Origin of the sequence: Winogradskyella sp. (assembly GCF_025210595.1) — a bacterium.
GTDB lineage: Bacteria > Bacteroidota > Bacteroidia > Flavobacteriales > Flavobacteriaceae > Winogradskyella.
In genome coordinates this window covers 1-21,123 of the sequence record NZ_JAOARH010000060.1, presented here as the reverse complement: position 1 = coordinate 21,123, position 21,123 = coordinate 1, and the positions used below count along the sequence as shown (strand labels likewise).

23 protein-coding genes are annotated in these 21,123 nt (G+C 31.0%); 9 read left to right on the top strand and 14 right to left on the bottom strand.

The genetic code is table 11. The features are described 5' to 3' along the window. The 5 genes from N4A42_RS06440 to N4A42_RS06420 form a co-directional block, all read right to left on the bottom strand. Positions 1 to 281 (bottom strand): twin-arginine translocase TatA/TatE family subunit (locus tag N4A42_RS06440; protein ID WP_294071561.1); only part of this gene is annotated, 281 nt, incomplete at its 3' end. 171 nt (positions 282 to 452) lie between these two features. Next, positions 453 to 2,753 (bottom strand): M1 family metallopeptidase, encoded by a 2,301-nt coding sequence (locus tag N4A42_RS06435; RefSeq protein ID WP_294071558.1) that lies wholly within the window; start codon positions 2,751 to 2,753, stop codon positions 453 to 455. 64 nt (positions 2,754 to 2,817) lie between these two features. After that, entirely contained in the window at positions 2,818 to 3,324 is a 507-nt protein-coding gene (locus N4A42_RS06430) for a DUF6702 family protein (RefSeq protein ID WP_294071555.1), read from the bottom strand. A gap of 45 nt (positions 3,325 to 3,369) precedes the next feature. Then, the gene (locus N4A42_RS06425) at positions 3,370 to 4,164 is read right to left on the bottom strand and encodes a carboxypeptidase-like regulatory domain-containing protein (protein ID WP_294071552.1); all 795 of its coding nucleotides are present in this window, start codon (positions 4,162 to 4,164) and stop codon (positions 3,370 to 3,372) included. Continuing rightward, entirely contained in the window at positions 4,154 to 4,966 is an 813-nt protein-coding gene (locus N4A42_RS06420; protein ID WP_294071549.1) for a carboxypeptidase-like regulatory domain-containing protein, read from the bottom strand. The genes N4A42_RS06425 and N4A42_RS06420 overlap by 11 nt, the downstream gene beginning before the upstream one ends. 220 nt (positions 4,967 to 5,186) lie before the next feature. Here N4A42_RS06420 and pepE point away from each other — a divergent pair, with 220 nt between their 5' ends. Then, positions 5,187 to 5,894 (top strand): dipeptidase PepE, encoded by a 708-nt coding sequence (gene pepE / locus N4A42_RS06415; protein ID WP_294071545.1) that lies wholly within the window; start codon positions 5,187 to 5,189, stop codon positions 5,892 to 5,894. A 2-nt stretch (positions 5,895 to 5,896) separates the two neighbouring features. On the opposite strand, the gene N4A42_RS06410 is transcribed toward pepE, so the two are convergent. Next, positions 5,897 to 6,322, bottom strand: a complete 426-nt coding sequence (locus N4A42_RS06410; protein ID WP_294071542.1) for a GNAT family N-acetyltransferase — start codon at positions 6,320 to 6,322, stop codon at positions 5,897 to 5,899. Between the two features lie 114 nt (positions 6,323 to 6,436). Here N4A42_RS06410 and N4A42_RS06405 point away from each other — a divergent pair, with 114 nt between their 5' ends. After that, positions 6,437 to 7,204 carry a M48 family metalloprotease gene (locus N4A42_RS06405; RefSeq protein ID WP_294071539.1) on the top strand — a complete coding sequence of 256 codons (768 nt, stop codon included), beginning with the start codon at positions 6,437 to 6,439 and terminating at the stop codon, positions 7,202 to 7,204. 55 nt (positions 7,205 to 7,259) lie between these two features. On the opposite strand, the gene N4A42_RS06400 is transcribed toward N4A42_RS06405, so the two are convergent. Further along, positions 7,260 to 7,649 carry an ankyrin repeat domain-containing protein gene (locus N4A42_RS06400; protein ID WP_294071536.1) on the bottom strand — a complete coding sequence of 130 codons (390 nt, stop codon included), beginning with the start codon at positions 7,647 to 7,649 and terminating at the stop codon, positions 7,260 to 7,262. A gap of 263 nt (positions 7,650 to 7,912) precedes the next feature. On the opposite strand from N4A42_RS06400, the gene gpmI reads away from it, so the two are divergent. Together gpmI and N4A42_RS06390 are read left to right on the top strand one after the other, a co-directional pair. Next, positions 7,913 to 9,430, top strand: coding sequence for a 2,3-bisphosphoglycerate-independent phosphoglycerate mutase (gene gpmI / locus N4A42_RS06395; protein ID WP_294071533.1), 1,518 nt, complete (start codon positions 7,913 to 7,915; stop codon positions 9,428 to 9,430). 43 nt (positions 9,431 to 9,473) lie between these two features. Next, positions 9,474 to 9,881: a BT0820 family HAD-type phosphatase gene (locus N4A42_RS06390; protein ID WP_294071530.1), complete on the top strand. Its 408-nt coding sequence runs from the start codon at positions 9,474 to 9,476 to the stop codon at positions 9,879 to 9,881. Between the two features lie 53 nt (positions 9,882 to 9,934). Here N4A42_RS06390 and N4A42_RS06385 read toward each other — a convergent pair whose 3' ends face one another. Further along, the gene (locus N4A42_RS06385) at positions 9,935 to 11,200 is read right to left on the bottom strand and encodes an acetyl-CoA hydrolase/transferase C-terminal domain-containing protein (RefSeq protein WP_294071527.1); all 1,266 of its coding nucleotides are present in this window, start codon (positions 11,198 to 11,200) and stop codon (positions 9,935 to 9,937) included. A 192-nt stretch (positions 11,201 to 11,392) separates the two neighbouring features. Between N4A42_RS06385 and map the strand changes: the two genes are divergently transcribed. Genes map through N4A42_RS06365 form a run of 4 tightly spaced genes read left to right on the top strand, consistent with a single transcriptional unit; the run spans position 11,393 to position 14,155 of the window. Beyond that, positions 11,393 to 12,193 carry a type I methionyl aminopeptidase gene (map, locus tag N4A42_RS06380; protein ID WP_294071525.1) on the top strand — a complete coding sequence of 267 codons (801 nt, stop codon included), beginning with the start codon at positions 11,393 to 11,395 and terminating at the stop codon, positions 12,191 to 12,193. 27 nt (positions 12,194 to 12,220) lie between these two features. Next, a complete protein-coding gene (locus N4A42_RS06375) occupies positions 12,221 to 13,003 on the top strand; it encodes a DUF3050 domain-containing protein (RefSeq protein WP_294071523.1) in 783 nt (260 codons plus the stop codon). A gap of 3 nt (positions 13,004 to 13,006) precedes the next feature. Further along, entirely contained in the window at positions 13,007 to 13,771 is a 765-nt protein-coding gene (locus N4A42_RS06370; RefSeq protein ID WP_294071521.1) for a class I SAM-dependent methyltransferase, read from the top strand. A gap of 12 nt (positions 13,772 to 13,783) precedes the next feature. Further along, positions 13,784 to 14,155 (top strand): DUF423 domain-containing protein, encoded by a 372-nt coding sequence (locus tag N4A42_RS06365; protein WP_294071519.1) that lies wholly within the window; start codon positions 13,784 to 13,786, stop codon positions 14,153 to 14,155. Between the two features lie 53 nt (positions 14,156 to 14,208). Here the strand turns inward: N4A42_RS06365 and N4A42_RS06360 are convergent, their stop codons facing one another. Continuing rightward, on the bottom strand, positions 14,209 to 15,702 hold the full coding sequence (locus N4A42_RS06360) for a T9SS type A sorting domain-containing protein (RefSeq protein ID WP_294071517.1): 1,494 nt from the start codon (positions 15,700 to 15,702) through the stop codon (positions 14,209 to 14,211). A 175-nt stretch (positions 15,703 to 15,877) separates the two neighbouring features. Between N4A42_RS06360 and N4A42_RS06355 the strand changes: the two genes are divergently transcribed. Next, positions 15,878 to 18,010 (top strand): response regulator, encoded by a 2,133-nt coding sequence (locus tag N4A42_RS06355; protein WP_294071515.1) that lies wholly within the window; start codon positions 15,878 to 15,880, stop codon positions 18,008 to 18,010. Between the two features lie 163 nt (positions 18,011 to 18,173). Here the strand turns inward: N4A42_RS06355 and N4A42_RS06350 are convergent, their stop codons facing one another. From N4A42_RS06350 to N4A42_RS06330, 5 genes are all read right to left on the bottom strand, one after another. Next, positions 18,174 to 18,512 carry a S41 family peptidase gene (locus N4A42_RS06350; protein ID WP_294071513.1) on the bottom strand — a complete coding sequence of 113 codons (339 nt, stop codon included), beginning with the start codon at positions 18,510 to 18,512 and terminating at the stop codon, positions 18,174 to 18,176. Between the two features lie 129 nt (positions 18,513 to 18,641). Continuing rightward, the gene (locus N4A42_RS06345; RefSeq protein ID WP_294071509.1) at positions 18,642 to 18,764 is read right to left on the bottom strand and encodes a hypothetical protein; all 123 of its coding nucleotides are present in this window, start codon (positions 18,762 to 18,764) and stop codon (positions 18,642 to 18,644) included. Positions 18,765 to 19,281: 517 nt separating this feature from the next. Next, positions 19,282 to 20,277: an FAD:protein FMN transferase gene (locus N4A42_RS06340; protein ID WP_294071507.1), complete on the bottom strand. Its 996-nt coding sequence runs from the start codon at positions 20,275 to 20,277 to the stop codon at positions 19,282 to 19,284. A 2-nt stretch (positions 20,278 to 20,279) separates the two neighbouring features. Continuing rightward, positions 20,280 to 20,657 (bottom strand): Na(+)-translocating NADH-quinone reductase subunit F, encoded by a 378-nt coding sequence (locus tag N4A42_RS06335; protein WP_294071505.1) that lies wholly within the window; start codon positions 20,655 to 20,657, stop codon positions 20,280 to 20,282. A 119-nt stretch (positions 20,658 to 20,776) separates the two neighbouring features. Continuing rightward, positions 20,777 to 21,123, bottom strand: a 347-nt coding sequence (locus tag N4A42_RS06330; protein WP_294071503.1) for a DUF4846 domain-containing protein, incomplete at its 5' end; no start/stop codon positions are given.

Sequence of the window (21,123 nt, the reverse complement as noted above, 5' to 3'; positions counted from 1 at the left end):
CGTCTTATAGATCCAGAAAAATCTTCAACTTCATCTTTAATTTGATTGATTTCTTTCTGTATTTCTTTCGCAGTGTCGGTATCTATAATATTACTTTCTTTGGCGCTTTTGGTAACCTCGTGCTTAATATCGTTTGTAGCGTCTTTTAATGTTCGCATACCTTTACCTAATCCTCTTGCAACTTCTGGTAGTTTATCTGCACCAAAAACTAATACTACTATAAATAGTATAAATACAACTTCGGTTCCTCCAATAAAAAGTAATGTCGTTAAATGTATCACAATGCAAATATAGTTAGATTATGAAAGATATTTGTACAACAATAAATTTATTAATAGCATTTAAAAAAGTAGTCACTTTATAATGGTGTTAATTTATCTATTAAATGATATTTTGTTTCATTAAAAAGCCGACTCGTTAAAGTCGGCTTTAATTATAAAAAAGAGTAAGCGTTAATCTTTTAATTTGCTGTTCTTAAACTTATCGAAATCACTTTCTTTAACTTCTCTAGGCCAAGAATTATTTGAGGTGTCAATGTCTGCAGTTTCTAAATCTGGATCTACAGTAATGGATACAATTTCTTTTTCTGCTGCTATAGCTCTACTTACTTCTTTGTCATTAAGTCGCCATATTTGTGCTGGATAAGTTACTTTTTCTTTAGTGCCATCAACATATTCATATTCAACAATTAAAGGCATTACTAATCCACCTGGTTTATCAAAAGTTACTTGATAGAAATACTTAGGTGATGCTTTCATGTTTTTTTGTTGCTCTGGAGTGAAATTATCCATGATGTACTCTTTTACTGTTGATAAATCTTCTATAGAAGCACCATTTTTTAAAGCTTTATCATAACCTTCATCTCCTTCACCAATAAAATATACCAGGGCATTAGGATCCATATTGTAGCGTTCAGCTAATTTTCGTCCATTTGAATTAGGGTTGTTAGTAACAACATATTTTTTTACTTCTTTAATACCTATATCAGTGTAATCTGTAGTGTAAAACCAACCTCGCCAAAACCAATCTAGATCTACTGCCGAAGCATCTTCCATGGTTCTAAAGAAATCTTCAGGTGTTGGGTGTTTAAACATCCATCGTCTTGCGTATTCTCTAAATGAATAATCAAACAAATCACGTCCCATAATGGTTTCTCTTAGAATGTTTAAGCCTGTTGCAGGTTTGCTGTAGGCGTTACTTCCAAATTTAAAGGTGTTTAATCCTTTGGTCATTATTGGAGCTATATAATCTTGATCGCCTCCCATATATCTTACAATGTTTTTTGCTGGTCCTCTACGAGAAGGATATTTGTCGTGTCCTGGCGATAATGCTGTTGGGTTCCACTCACCAAAATCTTGCTCGGCAACATATTGTACAAAGGTGTTTAAGCCTTCATCCATCCATGTCCATTGACGTTCATCACTATTAACAATCATTGGAAAGAAATTATGTCCAACTTCGTGAATGATAACACTAATCATTCCGTATTTAGTACGGTCTGAGTAATTGCCACTTTTGTCTGGCCTTCCGTAATTGTAACAAATCATAGGATATTCCATTCCCATTGGTGCATGCACTGAAATCGCTTTATGGTAAGGGTAATCAAAAGTCATACGAGAATACGATTTTAATGTACTTGCAACTGTTCTTGTAGACCATTGTTCCCAAAGTGGGTTACCTTCTTTAGAATATAGAGATACTGCCATTACATCTTTGTCTCCAATTTTAACAGCCATCATATCCCAAATAAATTTACGAGATGTTGCAAAGCCAAAGTCGCGCACCATTTGTGCAGAAAGCTTCCATGTCTTCTTTTTAGTACTTTTAGATTTTTCAGTTTTACGAGCTTCTTCTTCAGTAACAATCATTACGGGTTTGTCAAAAGATTTTTTAGCCTTTTTGAAACGCTTCATCATGTCTTTAGAGAAAATTTCTTCACGGTTGGTTAAATAACCAGTTCCGTCTAAAATATGATCTGCAGGTACAGTAATATTAACATCGAAATCTCCAAATGGCAGAGCAAACTCATCGCGTCCCCAAAATTGAGAGTTTTGCCATCCTTCAACATCATTATACACAGCCATACGTGGGTAGAACTGTGCCATAACATATATTCTGTTGTCATTTTCTTCAAAATGTTCATAACCAGAACGTCCACCATCTTTTACATGGTCATTGATGTTATACCACCATTTTATGTTGAACGAAAATTTGTCTCCAGATTTCATTGGCTGCGGTAACTCTACACGCATCATTGTACGATTAATAGTGTGTGGTAAATTGTTACCATTTATATCTTTTACATGCTCTATGTTAAAACCGCCATCAAAACGTTCTTTTAGATAAGTTCTTGCAGCTCTCGAAGCTGAGGTGGCTGGGCTTACACCAGAATTTCTAATTAAAGGTGTTTTAGAGTCTTTAGCACGCATATTTTGATCTAACTGTACCCAAAGATAGGTAAGCTCGTCTGGTGAGTTGTTAGTGTATGTAATGATTTCGTCACCATATAATTTGGCGTTTACATCATCAATCTCAATATCCATTTTATAGTCTGCTTGCTGTTGGTAATATGCTGGTCCTGGTGCTCCAGATCCTGTTCTAAACATATTGGGAGTAGCAAACTCATCATATAATTGCTTGAATTTGTTTTGATTGGTGTGTCCAGATTTGCGCTCAGGCTTTATTTCGTTTTGTGCAAATGTATTTGCAGAAATAAAAATCAAAGCACCTAAAAAGTACTTGAAAATCTTCATGGTTATTTAGTGTTATTAAAAAATGTTGTCGAAAATAGCTAATTTCTATGGCTTTAACATGCTTTTAGTTAAAGTTTAACAGGCATTCGTCATTATCTGGGTTGAGTAGGAAACTCTTATTTTTCCCAAGTAGTTTTAATCTTACAATGTTTTGTTGTTCGGGAAGAATGTCGAATAAAATTTGATTTGTAACGCTAATAGAGGAGATGTTTTTAATGTTTTCAATCTCTAAATAACTATATGTGATATCGTCTTTATATTCTTTACCAATGTAATTAAAGTTATAATTGGTTCCGTTGATTTTAATTTTGAGTTTTTGCGATAAGTAACGTTGCATGTACAACTCAACAACTTCTTGCTCTTCATTTTCAGTAAGTGTAATACTTTCGTCGTAACGTTCTCGTATTAGTTTTTCAAAGTCATCAATAAAGACTTGATTTATGATTTGAATAGACTGTTGTTCTTTTGAATATTCAATATTTGTAACGCTCACATAATAATCGTGTTTTGCATCGCTAGATATTAAAGAAATGCTAAACAATAGTGTGAATATAAAATATAAAGGTTTCATGTGTTTAAATCTTGATTTTTTTGAAATTCAAAAAGCATTCCAAAATTAATCATTATCTGCAGTTTCTCTGTTCTCTCTGTAAGCTTTTAATTTTTGTTGCAAATATTCAATCAGTTTTATTTGATTATTTTCTTTACAAAGCTTTAAAAAATTGTCGTCTTCTTGTGAAAATAAGAAGTATTCGTCTCTTAAGTTTTTTGCTAATGTATCGTTTTCAAAAATTATAGACTCATAGTCTGTTCTTAGTTTGTTAATGCATTTATCTCTGTTATCTAGCGCTACAATAGTCTTTAGCTTTTTTGTTCTTCCACTAATTCTATTGAGGAGTTTGTGAAAATTTACTCCAAATCCCAATCCTAAATATCCCCAAGAACCAGCATCTGCGTCGTGCAGTTTTTTTTCATTTTGAGTAAGCGGTAGTTTTGTGTTCCCAGGAATACCAAGATCATAAAAATTAACCTCGGTTTTGGCATCGGAGTTTTCAAGATCAGACTGCAGGCTTCCGGTTAATATTTTTCCGACAACAACTTTATCTAGTGCACTTATTTTTTCTTCTAATTGTATTTTTAGTGTGCCAGAGTTTTCGTTGGTTTTAGTAATAATGATTTCTTTATTTTCATAGATTAAACTAGAGATAAATAAAGTGTCTGATGTTTTTACTGGTATTGTAAAATTACCTTCAGCATCTGAGATAGTAAACTTAGTTGCTGTTTTGTTTAAGATGTGAATGCCCTCAACATCATCATTGGCAATAAGCTTGCCTTTAATGTTTTGTCGTTGCGCTTGTAACCAAAAAACCGAAAGTAAAGCTACAAAACTAAAGTATAGATTAGTTTTCACTTTTTTCTTTAAGGAATGATTTGCTTAGTTGCGTAATGCGTTCTAAAAATTGCATTTCTTTGTCTTTTTCAAGCAATTTTTCATCAATACCTTTTGTTTCTACATAATCTATAAATGCTTCAACTTGTTCTAAAGGAATACTAAAATTGGTATGAATGTAATTAACACTATACTTATCTAGAGCTTCCTTAAAAGGGGTTCTTTTAATTGCTTTTTCTTTATTGGTTTTATCGTCTTTATCTATATCTACAACTTGGCTCACAATAAATCCTGCCAGATTTACAATATTTAGCATATTATCTACACGAGGATTATTCTCGTTAAATGCTACATTTTCTGCCTTGGTTTTGTAGTCTGCTGAAAACTCAAAATCTTCAATATTATCTAAACCAAAATAAACGTAGTCTAAGCTTACGTTATAGGTTCTTACATTTTCTAAATCGGCATTAATATTTCCTGTTAATCCAAATGGTAATATTACAACTTCATCTAGTTTGTTAACTTCCTCTACGAGAATAACAGTTAGCTTTTTTGATTTAATAACGTCTTCGGAAATAGTAATTTTAAAGTCCTTAAACTGAAGCGCACCAAATTCTATAATATCATTTAAGGCAACTTTAATTTCAAAATCACCATTTTTATCAGTTAACGTTCCTTTATTAGAAGATGAGTTAAAAACTGTAACTCCTTCTTTATCATCTGAAGACACAGAAATTCTTCCGTTTACCGTTATTCTTTCAATATCTTGCCCATATATTGAAAGTGTTAAAAGACAGCATATTGTAAATAGTATGTTTTTCATGTTGGTGTTATTGTCTTATAAAGTTCGTGCTTATTACTTAATTTTCATAGAAAAATGCTAATAAATCTTTGTTAAATTCAAAAGTAACAAAAGTGGATTTTATGATTTTTTCCTTTTATTTTTGAATATTGGAAGCCATAATAGGCATTTGGCAAATAATGGGAGTTATTTACTAAATTATTAAATAATAGAACCCAAGGTTGTTATAAAATTTAAATAGATGAAATCAATACTAATAGCAAGTACTTCTACAGTTCATGGTAGCGAATCTTTAGAATATCTTTTAGATGAGCTAAAAGTTCATTTTAAATCTACCGAAGAAATTTTGTTTATCCCTTATGCCAGACCAGGAGGTATATCTCATGATGATTACACGAGTATAGCAGCTAAAGCTTTTGGTAAAATTGGTAAATCTGTAATAGGAATCCATAAATTTAAAGATCCAAAGCAAGCTATAACAGAAGCTAAAGGTATTTTTACAGGTGGTGGAAATACTTTTGTTTTGGTGAATCAATTATACAAGAATGATGTTTTAACAGCTATAAAAGAAGCCGTGAATAATGGTACTCCTTATTTGGGTACTAGTGCTGGTAGTAATATTTGTGGACTAACGATGAATACTACTAACGATATGCCTATTGTATATCCTCCAAGTTTTAAAACCCTTAGCTTGGTACCTTTTAATATAAATCCACATTATTTAGATCCAGATCCTAATAGCACGCACATGGGTGAAACTAGAGAAACTCGTATTAAGGAATTTCATGCGTTTAATACGCAACCCGTAATTGGTCTTAGAGAAGGGAGTTGGATCGAAGTAAAAGATGATAGCTTAACTTTAAAAGGTAACTTAGATGCCAGAATTTTTGAGTATGGTAAAGCACCATACGAAATACCAACAAATTCTGATTTAGGTTTTTTACAGTAGGTCTATATCTTTTTTAAAAAATGATAACCTAAAATTTGAAAGCCTTCATTGTAATAAAATTTATGAGAAGGGTAGTTTTGTACGTAGGTATTTAGCTCTACAGAATCACATCCTTTTTCTTTGACATAATTATAGATCCAGTCCATGAATTTTTTACCAAGCCCTTTGTTTCTGTGTTGAGGCTTAATATAAACATGATCTAACTCTACAGATTTACCGGAATAATGACGTGTACAAAACCACAATCCTGAAATGCCTATAATTTCATTGCCTAAGCAAATTGTTGCGCACTCGTAATTTTGATTTTTCATTTCGTTAAATCGTGATCTTAAAATAGATTCGCTTATTCTGCCTTCATTAAGCTCATAGACCAAAAGGACAATTGAACTTAAGTTGTCGTTAGATAATATTTTGAATGTATAATTCATTGCTTAAAATTAATATTATTAGCGTTTAATTTATAAATTTTGAAAGTGACGAGATGACTTTTTGAGATTTTTTGTGTCAAACTTTTGTAAATTTAACTCACTAAGACAGTTATTATGAGAAGAGGTAATTTTAAAGTCCGTATTTTTATTTTTATAGCTATTGCAGCATTTGCATATCTAAGAAAATGTAGTCAAGAAGAAATAAATCCATATACAGGAAAAAAACAAGCCATTTCTTTATCGCCTCAAGAAGAAATAGCTATTGGTTTGCAAAGTGCGCCAGGTATGGTGCAGCAACATGGAGGTTTGCATCCAAGAAGTGATTATCAGGCTTTGGTAGATAATGTTGGTAATAAACTTGTAAATAGTAGTATAGCAAAAGAAACGCCATATAAGTATGAGTTTCATTTATTGGCAGACCCAAATACAATCAATGCATTTGCATTACCAGGTGGTCAAATTTATATTACTTATGCATTATTTTCTAAACTCGATAATCAAGATCAGTTAGCAGGAGTTTTAGGTCATGAAATTGGCCATGTTTTAGGCAAGCACTCTAACGAACGCATTACTAATTCTAAATATTGGCAGACTTTAATTATGGGAAGTTCTGCTATTGATATGGGAGGCATTGCGCAACAATATGGACAAGGGCAACTTTTAAAAAATGGAAGAGGTGATGAATTAGAAAGTGATGAGCTTGGAGTAAAGTTTATGATTGATGCAGGTTATAACCCTGAAGAAATGATAGGCGTTATGCAAATCTTAAAGGCTGCAGCAGGTCCAAATCGTGTGCCAGAGTTTCAAAGCACGCATCCAGATCCTGAAAATCGCATAGAAAAAATTAGAGAGGCTATTAAGAAATATAAAAAAGCATCCTAGACTAAAAGGATGCTTTCATAATTAAACTAACTCAAATAATTGTCTTTAATATAGACTACTTTTTTTTAAAGCGTTTCAAAAACTGTGCCGCTTCATTAGCTTTAGATTTTTTGGCATGACTTAAAGGACTATAGCCATTGTCACAAATAGAGTGTACATCAGCACCAGCTGTGATTAACATTTTTATCAATTCTACACGATTGTATTTGGCAGCATAATGAATAGGTTGCATACCATTAGATTTTACATTTACATCTGCACCTTGATCTATTAAAGTCTTAACCATTTTTGTGTTGCCTGTAGCAACAGCTTTGCATAAAGGATCAATTTCTACAGTTTTTATAGTTGTGTAATTAACTTTTGAAGTTAAAGGGTCATTAAAAGCATTTAAATTAGGGATTGAAAAGCCCAATGCTAAGGCTAATACGATTACTGTTTTTTTCATGATGAAAGATTTTAAATTTAATTGATTTGTTTTTTGATTATAATAAAGAGACGACATAAATTCTAAACTGTTACACTAATAAAAGTTATATAACATACATTTAACATTTTGAAAACAAATCTGTTAAGGTTTTTGTAAAGTGTTGATTTTGTGTAACATTACTAATAGTAAAGTTTAAAGCATAAATAACAATCAAAATTTTGCAAATACAGATTTATTGTAGAGTACTATATCTTATCTTTGGAAGCATTTAATATTTTACCATGAATAAGAAAGTTATTTTAATGATTTTAGATGGCTGGGGAAAATCACCAGATCCAAAAGTTTCTGCAATTGACAATGCTGAAACCCCATTTATAGATTCACTTTATAATAATTATGCTCATGCCAGTTTAAGAACAGATGGATTACATGTAGGTTTACCTGAAGGGCAAATGGGTAATAGCGAAGTAGGACATATGAATCTTGGAGCTGGTAGAATTGTATATCAAGATTTGGTGAAAATTAATCTTGCTGTAAAAAATAAAACACTTCAAGAAGAGCAGGTATTAAAAAATGCTTTTCAATATGCTAAGGATAACAATAAAAATGTACACTTATTAGGTTTGGTAAGTGATGGAGGTGTTCACTCTCATATAAATCATCTTTTCGGACTTTTAGATGCTGCCAATCAATTTGGTTTAGAAGATGTTTTTGTACATGCTTTTACAGACGGTAGAGATGTAGATCCAAAATCTGGTTATGGTTTTATATCAGATTTAGAAGAACATGTTGCCAAAACTACAGGAAAGTTAGCATCTGTTACAGGGAGATATTATGCTATGGATAGAGATAAACGTTGGGAACGTGTTAAACTTGCTTATGATGCCATAGTAAAAGGAAAAGGTAAAGCAACAACTAATGTGTTAAAGTCTATACAGCAAAGTTATGAGGAAAATATTACAGATGAGTTCATTAAACCTCTAGTTATTGTTGATAAAAATGCTAATCCTACAGCCACAATTGAAAAAGAAGATGTGGTTATATTCTTTAATTTTAGAACCGATAGAGGGCGTCAATTAACAGAGGCTTTATCTCAAAAAGATTTTCATGAATACAATATGCATAAATTGAATCTTCATTATGTAACAATGACTAATTATGATGATAATTTTAAAGGGATTAATGTTGTTTTCAAAAAAGATAATTTATCTAACACACTTGGTGAAGTTTTAGAGAAGCATGGTAAGAAGCAAATAAGAATTGCCGAAACCGAAAAATATCCTCACGTAACTTTTTTCTTTTCTGGAGGAAGAGAAGAACCATTTAAAGGGGAAATGAGAATCTTACGTAATTCACCAAAAGTAGCAACTTACGATTTAAAGCCAGAAATGAGTGCTTATGAATTGCGTGATGCCTTAGTGCCAGAACTCAAAAAAGGAGAAACAGATTTTGTATGTTTAAATTTTGCTAATGGCGATATGGTTGGGCATACAGGTGTTATGGAAGCAGCTATTAAAGCTTGTGGAGCTGTAGATGAGTGTGTTAAAGATGTGGTAACTATTGCATTAGAAAATGATTACACCACAATTTTAATTGCAGATCATGGCAATTGCGAAACTATGCTTAACCCAGACGGAACACCTCATACTGCACATACTACCAATCCTGTGCCAATTATTTTAATTGATAAGGATTTAAGAGAAATTAAAGATGGTATATTAGGCGATATTGCACCTACAATTTTAAAACTTATAGGTGTAGATCAACCAGAAGCAATGACTCAGCATAGCCTTGTTTAAATGATGCATTATTGTAACTTTGTTTTTTAATTGAATTGATAGCATGAATTTTCAAAATAGATTAATAATTGCCGTAGATTTTGACGGTACCATTGTGGAAGATGCATATCCAAAAATTGGTAAAACAAGAATTTTTGCTTTTGAAACTTTAAAACGCTTTCAACAAGATGGTCATAGACTTATACTTTGGACCTATAGATGTGGAACTAAGCTGCAAGAGGCAGTAGATTTTTGTAAAGAAAATGGAATAGAATTTTACGCTGTTAATGCTAGTTTTCCTGAAGAAAAATTTGACTACAGCCGGAGCAGAAAAATTCATGCAGATATATTTATAGACGATCGTAATATAGGAGGTATACTAGGCTGGGGAGAAGTCTATCAAATGATTACCAAGGAAGAACCAAATATTAAACAGCAAAAAAGCAAAGGCTTATTTGGCTGGTTTAAATAGAGAATTAAAAAAGCCTTTGAATAAAACAACGTTATTCAAAGGCTTCCGTTTTACTACATTAACTCAAAATAAGCTTTGTCAATTTTTTCTCTATGGTCTGGGTGTGCAATATCAACCAAGGCTTTTACACGTTGTTTGATTGTCTTTCCATATAAATTAGCTATTCCGTATTCGGTTACTACATAATGAACATGAGATCTTGTAGTAACAACACCTGCACCAGGCTTTAATGTTGGTACAATTCTACTTACACCTTTGCGAGTTACAGAAGGTAAAGCAATAATAGCTTTTCCGCCATCACTAAGCGATGCACCTCTTATAAAATCCATCTGTCCTCCAACACCAGAATACATTTTAGAACCTATAGAATCAGCACATACTTGTCCTGTAGCGTCTACTTCAATTGCAGAGTTTATAGCTACCATCCTTGGGTTCTGTTTTATATAGGCTGCATTATTGGTGTAATTTGAGGCTCTCATTTCTACAAATGGGTTGTCATCTACGTATTCATAAAGTCGTTTAGAGCCCATTAAAAATGTAGTTAAGGCACGACCTCTGTTTATTTTCTTATAATTACCGTTAATAACATCATTTAAAATAAGGTCTATAACACCATCAGAAAACATTTCGGTATGTAAGCCCAAATCTTTGTGATTTGTAAGCCTTGATAATACAGCATTAGGTATGTTACCAATACCCATTTGTAAAGTACTTCTGTCTTCTATTAAACCAGCAACATAATCACCAATTTTACTTTCAATTTCAGAAGGTTCAGATGCAATCATAGTAGGAATTTCGTCATCACACTCAACAAAATAATCTATTTCTGTATAATGTATAATACCAGCACCATGTGTACGTGGCATATTTTTATTTACCTGCGCAATTACAGTAGTAGCATTATCTATAGCAGCTAAAGTAGCTTCAACAGAAACACCTAATGATAAGTAACCATGCTTATCTGGTTCTGATACATGAATTAATACAACGTCTAAATCAATAATGTTTTTTTGAAATAATCGTGGTAACTCACTTAAAAAAACGGGTGTGTAAGAACCATTACCAGCTTTAAGCGTATGTCTTACATTTTTACCAAGAAAAAATGAATTAACATGAAAACTGTCTTTTAATTCTGGATTAGCATAAGGAGTCTCTCCTTCAATGTGTAGATGACATACTTCAACATTACGCAATTCTTCATGTCTTGCAGACATGGCATTGATTAATTTTTGAGGCACAGCTGCAGCTGCTTGTATGTATACTCGGTCATTTGATTTTATAACTTTTACGGCTTCTTCCGCACTAACTGTTTTGTACATTTTCTTTTATTTAGATTGCAAACTTACTTCTCATAATATATATAAAAACTGTTTTTTATCATGTTTTTCTAAAATTATGAAATTGTTATAATTATCTAGTTTTCTTTAATGAAAAACTAAAATTTTTCATTTAATTTTTGAGAACTTTTCAATGAAAAAAATCATGTACTTTTGTGCCTTATTTAAGAGATCATGATAATTGTAAAAACCAAAGAAGAAATAGAGTTAATGAGACAAAGTGCACTTATTGTGTCTAAAACTCTTGGAATGCTAGCTAAAGAAATAAAAGAAGGTGTTAGCACTAATTATTTAGATACAATTGCAGAAGCGTTTATTAGAGATCATGGTGCTTTGCCAGGGTTTAAAGGCTTATACGATTGTCCTTCAACCTTACTTTGTAGTGTTAACGAAGCTGTGGTACATGGTTTGCCTACAGATAGACCTTTGAAAGATGGAGATATAGTATCTGTAGATTGTGGTGCCTTAATGAATGGCTTCTATGGCGATCACGCCTATACTTTTGAAATAGGTAATGTTGATGAGGGCACTAAAAAATTAATAAAAATTACCAAGGAATCTCTTTATGTAGGTATTCGTCAATTAAGAGTAGGTAATCGTGTTGGTGATGTAGGCTATGCTATACAACAATATTGTGAAGCAGAAGGTTATGGTGTGGTACGTGAGTTGGTAGGTCATGGTATAGGTAGAAAAATGCACGAAGATCCAGAAATGCCAAATTATGGTAGAAGAGGTAGAGGTAAAAAGTTTGTTGAAGGTATGGTTGTAGCTATAGAACCTATGATAAATATGGGAACTCACAAAGTAAAACAACTAAAAGATGGTTGGACTATAGTAACACAAGATGGAAAGCCTAGTGTTCATTTTGAGCATGATATTGCTATTGTTGATGGTAAGCCAGAAATACTTTCTACTTTTGATTATGTGCATGAGGCTTTAGGAATAACTTCTGACGAAGAAAATGAGTTTAAATAAAATATTATCATTTTATATTAAATTTCAATGAATATTAAACAATTAGAATCTGAATTGTCAGCTTTAAGAGCTGAGTTAAATACGCATAAATTATATAGTGCTTTAGAATCTATTGAAGATATAAAACTTTTTATGCAAGAGCATGTTTTTGCAGTTTGGGATTTTATGTCTTTACTAAAAGGTTTGCAAAACAAATTAACAAATACTTCTACACCTTGGACACCAGCTGTAAATCCTAATATTGCTCGTTTTATTAATGAAATAGTATTAGATGAAGAAACTGATGTTAATGAGTTAGGTGAGCCAATGAGTCATTTTGAAATGTACTTAGAAGCAATGGGTCAAATTGAAGCAGAAACAAAACAGATAGATTCGTTTTTGTCGTTAATTAAAAAAGGAGAAACACTTAATTTGGCAGCTAATAAAGTTAATCTTAATGAGAATACATTTAAGTTTATATCATTTACGTTTAATGTTATAGCTAGTAATGAAACTCATAAAATAGCTGCTGCTTTTACTTTTGGTAGAGAAGATGTTATACCAGATATGTTTTTTCAGATTATTAATCAATCTAAAACAGAAGATAATTCATACAGTAAGTTAACCTATTATTTAAAAAGACATATAGAATTAGATGGTGATGAACATGGTCCTTTATCTTTAAAAATGATAGAAATGCTTTGTGGTACAGATCAAAAAAAATGGCATGAAGTGTTAGATATCTCAAAACAAGCTTTACAGCATAGAATTGCACTATGGGATAGTATTTATAACTTAATTAAAGCAAATAAAGTTATTGAAGCATATTAGAGCGTGAAATCAGTTTTTAAATTTTTTTTAAATCTTGTTCCTAGACCTTTACTAATAAGGTTAAGTTATATTATAAGACCTATTTTAGAGCTTTTTTTAAAAGGTAAAAGATTTACAGATCCTATAGATGGAAAAAGTTTCAGAACATTCTTACCTTATGGCTATGGTAGGCAACGACCAAATGTGTTGTCGCCATCTACACTGTCACTAGAGCGACATAGATTGTTTTGGCTGTATTTAAAAAACGAAACTAATTTCTTTACAAAGAATTTAAAAGTACTTCATTTTGCACCAGAGCAATGTTTTTTAAAACGATTTAGAAAATTAAAAAATTTAGAATATACGACTACAGATCTTTTGTCACCTATTGCAGATGTAAAAGCAGATATCTGCAACCTTCCTTTTGAGAATAATAGTTACGATGTTATATTTTGTAATCATGTTTTAGAACATATACCAGATGATACTAAAGCCATGCAAGAGTTATATAGGGTTATGAAACCTGGTGGTTTTGGTATATTTCAAATCCCGCAAGATTTAAATCGAGACATTACTTTTGAAGATGATACCATAACAGATAAGGCTGAACGAACAAAAATATTTGGGCAATACGACCATGTTAGAATTTATGGTAGAGATTATTTTAACAAACTTCGTTCTATCGGTTTTAAAGTAGAAGAAGTAGATTATACAACCACAATGTCTTATAGTGATCTTGATAAGTACCGTTTGGCAAAAGGAGAAGTAATACCTGTAGTTTACAAATAATTTAATTGAAAAATGACACAAGAAACATTTGTAATTACAGGAGCTTTATTTGGTATGCTAGCTATCATTTTTGGAGCATTTGGAGCTCATGCCTTGAAGAAAATTTTATCTGAAGATCAATTGAAAAGTTTTGAAACAGGTGTGAAATATCAAATGTATCATGCTATTGTCTTATTACTGCTTGGTTTTAATTCTGAATTTTCCACATCTACAATGTATTGGTGTTTTACATTAGGTGTTTTGTTATTTTCTTTTAGTATTTATGGCCTTATTCTAAGTGATGCTAAAGGTAAAAAACTAAGATTTTTAGGACCTATTACACCTATTGGAGGATTACTCTTTATTGTGGGTTGGTTGCTTATAATCTTTAATAGTATATCATAGAAAAAGGAAAGCATAGACATGCTTTCCTTTTTACAACTTAACCTAAACTAAAACTAGTTTTTTACAAATCTTTTAATAATCATTTGATTATTGTCTCCCTCAATTTCTATAAGATAAATACCTTGGTTAAGCTGTGATACATCTATAACTTTACTAGTTGTTTTTAATATTTCTTTTCCTAAGACATTAAAAATTCGTATTTGTATTATCGTTTCATTAGACGTAACATTTAAAGCTGTAGCTGTTGGATTTGGATAAACTTTTACACTATTTGCTTCTATACTAAATTCTTCTGAACCTAATGTAATAGTATCATTCTCAAAAACCGTAATATTTCCACTTCCTGCTCCACCTCCATTATTTGAAGACACGATTAAATCTAAGTCACCATCGTTATCAAGATCTACAGATTCTATCCAATTAGGATCAATAACTGTAGATGACAGCACTGTTGGCGCATTAAAAGCAATAGCACCTGACGCTACACCATCCACTGCGGTATTTTTATACAGTAATATTTCATCAGTAGCATTATCTACAACCGCTATATCTAAAACACCATCATTATCATAATCACCACTAGTAAGAGAAACCATATTTTTAGAACCATCTGAAGAAAACAAAATTGTTCCTTCTCCTATTCCTCCTTGCCCATAATATTTTAAACTAGATGTACTTCCAGCAGCATTAACCGCTATAAAATCGGTATTACCATCTTCATTAAAATCACCAGCAACAGTTTTTCTTGTGCCAGCAGACGTTGTTGGCATATTGCTAATTAAACTAATACCAAAGTTATAAGAAGGTCCATTTAAGGTTTGAACTCCATTTGTACTATCAGTACTCCCATCTGTTTCATTACCTCTTCCAAACTTTGAAAGCACCAAATCTAAATTCCCAACGTTAGCAATATCTGTAAACAATCCATGTAATGGTCTTCTATTTGCTGTTCTTTGTAGCAATGTGCTTACTGTACCTCCAACAACATTAAGAACTCTAACATTAATGGGATCATTAGAATCTCCAAGAACTAATAATTCGTATTCAGGATCTGCATCATAATTTACTTTGCTAATATGTCTGCATCTATTTAACTCATAAAGAAACTGTAAACTCCCAAAAGAACGGTTTCCTAAATTTTCTATCCAATATATACCATCATTGGCAGAAGTTGAATTTGCATAATTTGAAAATACAATATCTAAATCACCATCAGCATCAATATCTAAGCTAACTGCAGTCCACGGCTTTACAATAGAACCACCAACTAATAAAGGACCATACGTTATTGTTGTATAATTAGAAATATTTCCTGTTCCATATAAAACAGATATGCTATTTCCTGAAAATTCTGGAACGATAATATCTGTAAAACCATCTCCATCTATATCTGCATAATCAAATTCTTTTGGTTGACTGAGTCCATTACCCACTCCATGTTGTGTAAATTGTTGTGCGTTTATTTGAAATGTAAAGACACTTAAAAAACAAACCCATAAAAGTTTAGAGCAAATTGTATTAATTGTAATAGTAATTTTTCTATTCATTATTTATGATTTAAAATTTGGTACAAAACTAAATTTCAACCACTTATCTTATGCTCCAATTTTAGAACTATTTAGTTCATTTAACGACCTTTTGATTCAAAAACAACGATTTGAATCACAGGCCACAGAATATGATTATTTATTCTATATTCAAATCATCAAACATTATATACAATTGGAATTTAAAAAGCTATACAGCGTTTGGGTCTCATATGGTCTTTCGTCAAAATTTGAAAATGAAAAAAATAAACGTATTAAAATATTAAACGGTTATGCTATTATTTGGCTACATCTTATTCTATTTTTCTTTGTCGCAACCTTAATCACTCAAGGTTTTTCATTGTTAAATGACCAGTCAAAAACGATTATTAATTACACTGATTTAATTGCTCAAGGCGTAACGGCTTTATTTTTATTTCCAGTTTTACATCTTAACAAGAACTATCATTTTGGTGTTGCTCGTGCTTTATTTCTATCTATTGCTTTTATTAATGTTTTTGCCTATGCTATTTTCATTTTCCCTGGAAATTTTACAGAGTATTATTTCTTAATACATGGTGGATTGAGTTTAAGCCTTTTTAAAAGAAATGTTTACCCTTTTATACTCATGGTCATTTCTTTTTGTCTATTCTTAACGCCTTATTATTTTTTTGATGCTTATTCCGAAGATTATATAGAACGTTTATTACTATCTCCAGCGCTGAGACTATTTATATCGTTATACTTACTTTTCAATTATTTTAAAAGGTTGAATCATAGAAACGAAAAGCTACTTTCATTAGAAAAAGACAAAGTGTTATCTGATAAAATCATTCTTCAAAAACAAGAATCTGAACTCAGAAAACTCAATGATTTCAAATCGCATTTCTTTGTTAACTTCTCACATGAAATTAGAACTCCAATAACTTTGATTAAAGGTTATACTTCACGAATTGAATCTAAAGATGCCGAAAATCAGAAAAAATTAAACATTGTTAATGAACAAATTTCTAACATTGAAAGCATCTTAAACAATATTCTAGATTTAAGTAAAATTGATGCCAATGAACTTCGACTTGAAAAAACACAAGTAGACTTAGAACCCTTAATAAAAAAACATTACATCAATTTTATTGAATTGTTTAATAAGAAAAATATTGACTTTAAGCTTAACATTGACATTCCTAAACTGTCTATATTTTGTGACGAAGAATTTATATCTAAATCACTAAACAACTTATTGAGTAACGCTTTAAAATTTACGCCTAAAAACGGAAACGTTACGATTAAAATAAAATACAACACAGACTTAAGTATTTCAATTATTGATAATGGCATTGGAGTTCCTAAAGAAGATTTAATCAAGATATTTGACCGTTTCTATCAATCTAAAAATGAAGTTAATATATCTCAAGGCAGTGGTATTGGTTTAGCATTTACAAAAAATATAATTGAAGCTCATGGTTTTTATATTGATGCTGAAAGCACGCCCAATACATCAACTCAATTTACAATTAGAATTCCTGAACAGTTTATTACTGAAGAAATTGAATTTGTAAATTCTAAAATAGATCTATCACTAAATGGCATCAAAAATAAACCTACTATACTTATTGTTGACGACTATAAACAGCTCAGAGATTATCTTAAAGATGTATTAAACGATTATCATATTCTTGAAGCTGAAAATGGAGTAGAGGCACTAAAAATAATACAAAGTCAACCTATTGATCTTCTAATAACAGATTATATGATGCCAAAAATGGATGGCAATGAATTGATTAAAAACATAAAGAAAACCAATTTAAAATTCCCAATAATCATACTTACGGCTAGAATAGATGAGTCTGTGAAGTTAAAAATGCTACGCATTGGCGTTGATGATTATTTGATTAAACCTTTTCTTGAAGAAGAACTCCTCTTAACAGTAAAAAAATCTTTAGAAGCTCACCATGCTATAATTGAAGAAAAAGACAATTTACCCAATCATGATATTATAGATTTTGAAAATCAAAATTCGGATTTTAGTACTAAAATAGCTCAAAAAATCAACGATAATATAGCAAGTTCTGATTTTGGAGTACAAGATATTGCTGATTATTTTGAAATTTCTAAAAGCACTTTAAACCGAAGAGTTAAAGCTATCTTAGGTCAAACAACTCAACAGCTCATTTTGCAAGCTAGACTTGAAAAAGCAAGAGATCTTTATTTACAAAACTCTCAAATGACTCAAAAAGAAATTGCTAAAAGAGTTGGTATGAGTAACACCTCGTATTTATTTAAAAAACTATATGAAACTTACGGTAAACAATATAAGCCTAATGATTAATTAAAACAAAGAAAGGAAAGTCATAAACACTTTCCTTTCTTCTAACAAAACTTAATCTAAAAATTACTTTTATAAGTTTTTAAGCACTTGATTGATTGATTGATTGATTGATTGATTTTCCTCTTTTATTTTCATAGTCGCAAGCCTGTTTTTATTGCAGCTTTTAATGTTCTATTTGCTTTAATAATATATTACGTCTTTCTATTTTATTAGATGCTTTTATTAAAACATCTGGCTCTGTTTTTGTTTTTTCATTAGCACTACCATCTAGATTTAAACCCATTTCTCTAGTAAACCTAATGACTACACCACTATGGTGTAAGGTTATTAATAAAGGATCTGTACCTACACCATTTCCGCTTGTGGTTTCTCCTACTACTGTTGCGAAATTTGTAGCCTTACAAAAAAATGCTAAAGCTTCAGAGCTTGAAAAAACAGCTTCATCTACTAAAAGATATATCTTTCCTGAGTATGCTTTATTAGTAGAAGGTGTAATTACCATATCATCTCATCTAATCAAATAAGGGATAATATTTCTCATCCAATACTCTGTACTTCCATCATCATTACTTGAATATCTATAATCAAATTTTCAAGTTTTTAGCTCTATTTAAAGTATCTGCATCTTCTTCTACATATCCGTAACCAAAGATTTAATATGTACTAAAGTTGTTGATAATGTATCTGTAAGTTCAACTTCAACATTACTTTTAGGTTCTGTTTTCGTTTCACTAATTAATATTATCATCTTCATCAGCAAAAAAGAGTTTTTGGTTAATCCCTTTTCAATAATTATTGTGTAAAGAATCTGTTTTTTCAAGCTCATTAACATATACCTGAAAAATAGAATCATACGCTACAGCTTGCTTAGCTCCATCATAAAAATAATTATAGATCATAGTTAGATAAGCATCTGAATGACATTGTTTAAATCGTTTAAAATGTTATTTAATGCTTTAAAAAATAGTGTGTTATTTTTTGACTTTTTGATAAGTTTTAATATAACCAGTATATCTAGAAAAACATGTAGTTGAATTGCTAAAAGAATATTTTTAACTTCTAAAGTTTTAAAAGAGAATGAAGAGTTTGCAAAAAAGCCGCACCAAAAACGAACAAAGGTACGGCTAAGTATATATAAAGAGGTTAATAGCGATTATAAGACACTGCTTATTTTAAGAGGTCACAATTAAATTCACTTAATCATCTGTTTTTTTTTAACTTTAAATTTTGCATAGGCAATTAAAGATTTTGCCCTATAAACATCTCGTAATTTATTCTGGGAAATTATTGAAATTCAAGGTTTTTAATTCTTTGTTTTTGTTTTCGTAAATAATAAAAGCTTTTAGTTGAGGATGTGATTTTAAAAATTCAGTAACCTTCTCAATTCCCATAGCCTGAAAAGCTGTAGCATAGGCATCTGCCGTCATACAATCTTTAGCGATAACAGATACACTCAATACATTTGTTTTTGAAGGATACCCTGTTTTTGTATTAATAATATGAGCATATCTATTTCCGTTTTCATCTGTTTTAAATTTTCTGTAAGACCCAGAAGTAGCCATAGCTTCATTCTTTAAGGGAATCGCTAAAACATAATCGTTAAGATTGCTTACACCATCAAATCGTGGTCTTTGTATGCCAACTTTCCAAAAAGATTGTTTTTCAATGTTTTTACCTTTTGCTCTAATTTCTCCACCAATCTCTACTAAGTAATTATCAATGTTTTTGCTTTCTAAAAATTTGCCAATAACATCAACACCATAACCTTTAGCAATAGCATTAAACTCAATATAGGTAGACTTTGGTTTTGTTATTGTTTCATTAGATAGTGATAATTTATCAAAGCCAACAAACTGCATTAAACTATCTATTGTGGTACTGTCTGTTAAAAATTTATTGTTTTCAGCACCAAAGTTCCAAGCATTCACCACATTACCAATTGTTGGGTCAAAAACACCTTCAGTTTCTTTATATATAGTCTTAGAAGATTTAAAAACTTCAACAAAATAATGATCTACTTTGTTTATTTCATTTCTATTCAATTTAGAAATATCAGAATTTGGAATATAGGTTGATAGAGATTGATTAACAGTGTTAAATAAACTATCTATTTGGTTGATGAAATTGGTGTTTTCTTTGTGATGATATTGAATATTATAACTAGTTCCGAAAACAGAACCAGATAATTTAACTAATTCGTTTTCTTTTTGTTCTTGTTTACAAGACACACTAATAACGACAATAAAAATAAAAATTAGTTGCTTCATTGTTAATTTAAATTCATTTCTATGACTTGGATGCCATTATATTCAATGAGATAATCCTCATTTAAGTAGATAGGTAAATGCTCTCCCTTTGGATTACCTAAGCCAACACCAGCATATAAAATCTTTGCATTTTTTTCGAAAGCATGTTTCTTAAATGTTTCCATCCAAACGACATCATAATTGTTTGGATTTTCGGGTAGAATTACAGCTCTAACTACAACAAAAAAATATTGATTGTTTTTATCTATACAAACAAATTGCGGATGTCGCTTTAGCTTACTGTTAATAGCAACAAACTCAAAGCCGCGAGCTTCTAAGTCTTTGCCAACATGGTTCATTGCCAGATTATGTAGTTCTTGTGGATTTAATGGTTTGCTCATTTTATTGCCGCAAAGACGGTATACTTTAGTTTGTGCAAAAATACAATATTGAACTATCAATAAAAAGGCTCTTGTTCTAACTGAAACATGTTTAGTATAAATTGCAAGAAAGCTAATGCTTATTTAAAACGAACAAATTTTGCACTGCCAAAAGTATAGTTGGATACAGGAATTGTAGCACCATCTTTTAATTGATACCAAGGAGATATTGAAGTGTTCTCGAGATTCTTTACCAAATGGACGCTTTGTGCTGGTGTGTTGCCCTGAAATAATAAAAACAATTTTTCACCTTTATCATTAATTACTTCGTCGCAAAGCATTACAATGTGTCCTGGTGAACCACCTTTAATGAGCATGTCGCCAATTTTTAAATCCTTTGCTTTTATAGATTCTAATTCGTTAAATAAAGATAAAGTGCCAGAATAGGTATAGATTAAATTTAAGAACTTATAGAAATTAGTTTTTG

Coding starts and splice junctions, on each gene's coding strand:
- N4A42_RS06435 (WP_294071558.1), bottom strand. CDS start 2,753: ATGAAGATTTTCAAGTACTTTTTAGGTGCTTTGATTTTTATTTCTGCA.
- N4A42_RS06430 (WP_294071555.1), bottom strand. CDS start 3,324: ATGAAACCTTTATATTTTATATTCACACTATTGTTTAGCATTTCTTTA.
- N4A42_RS06420 (WP_294071549.1), bottom strand. CDS start 4,966: ATGAAAAACATACTATTTACAATATGCTGTCTTTTAACACTTTCAATA.
- pepE (WP_294071545.1), top strand. CDS start 5,187: ATGAAATCAATACTAATAGCAAGTACTTCTACAGTTCATGGTAGCGAA.
- N4A42_RS06410 (WP_294071542.1), bottom strand. CDS start 6,322: ATGAATTATACATTCAAAATATTATCTAACGACAACTTAAGTTCAATT.
- N4A42_RS06405 (WP_294071539.1), top strand. CDS start 6,437: ATGAGAAGAGGTAATTTTAAAGTCCGTATTTTTATTTTTATAGCTATT.
- N4A42_RS06400 (WP_294071536.1), bottom strand. CDS start 7,649: ATGAAAAAAACAGTAATCGTATTAGCCTTAGCATTGGGCTTTTCAATC.
- gpmI (WP_294071533.1), top strand. CDS start 7,913: ATGAATAAGAAAGTTATTTTAATGATTTTAGATGGCTGGGGAAAATCA.
- N4A42_RS06390 (WP_294071530.1), top strand. CDS start 9,474: ATGAATTTTCAAAATAGATTAATAATTGCCGTAGATTTTGACGGTACC.
- N4A42_RS06385 (WP_294071527.1), bottom strand. CDS start 11,200: ATGTACAAAACAGTTAGTGCGGAAGAAGCCGTAAAAGTTATAAAATCA.
- map (WP_294071525.1), top strand. CDS start 11,393: ATGATAATTGTAAAAACCAAAGAAGAAATAGAGTTAATGAGACAAAGT.
- N4A42_RS06375 (WP_294071523.1), top strand. CDS start 12,221: ATGAATATTAAACAATTAGAATCTGAATTGTCAGCTTTAAGAGCTGAG.
- N4A42_RS06365 (WP_294071519.1), top strand. CDS start 13,784: ATGACACAAGAAACATTTGTAATTACAGGAGCTTTATTTGGTATGCTA.
- N4A42_RS06360 (WP_294071517.1), bottom strand. CDS start 15,702: ATGAATAGAAAAATTACTATTACAATTAATACAATTTGCTCTAAACTT.
- N4A42_RS06350 (WP_294071513.1), bottom strand. CDS start 18,512: ATGGTAATTACACCTTCTACTAATAAAGCATACTCAGGAAAGATATAT.
- N4A42_RS06345 (WP_294071509.1), bottom strand. CDS start 18,764: ATGAAGATGATAATATTAATTAGTGAAACGAAAACAGAACCTAAAAGT.
- N4A42_RS06340 (WP_294071507.1), bottom strand. CDS start 20,277: ATGAAGCAACTAATTTTTATTTTTATTGTCGTTATTAGTGTGTCTTGT.
- N4A42_RS06335 (WP_294071505.1), bottom strand. CDS start 20,657: ATGAGCAAACCATTAAATCCACAAGAACTACATAATCTGGCAATGAAC.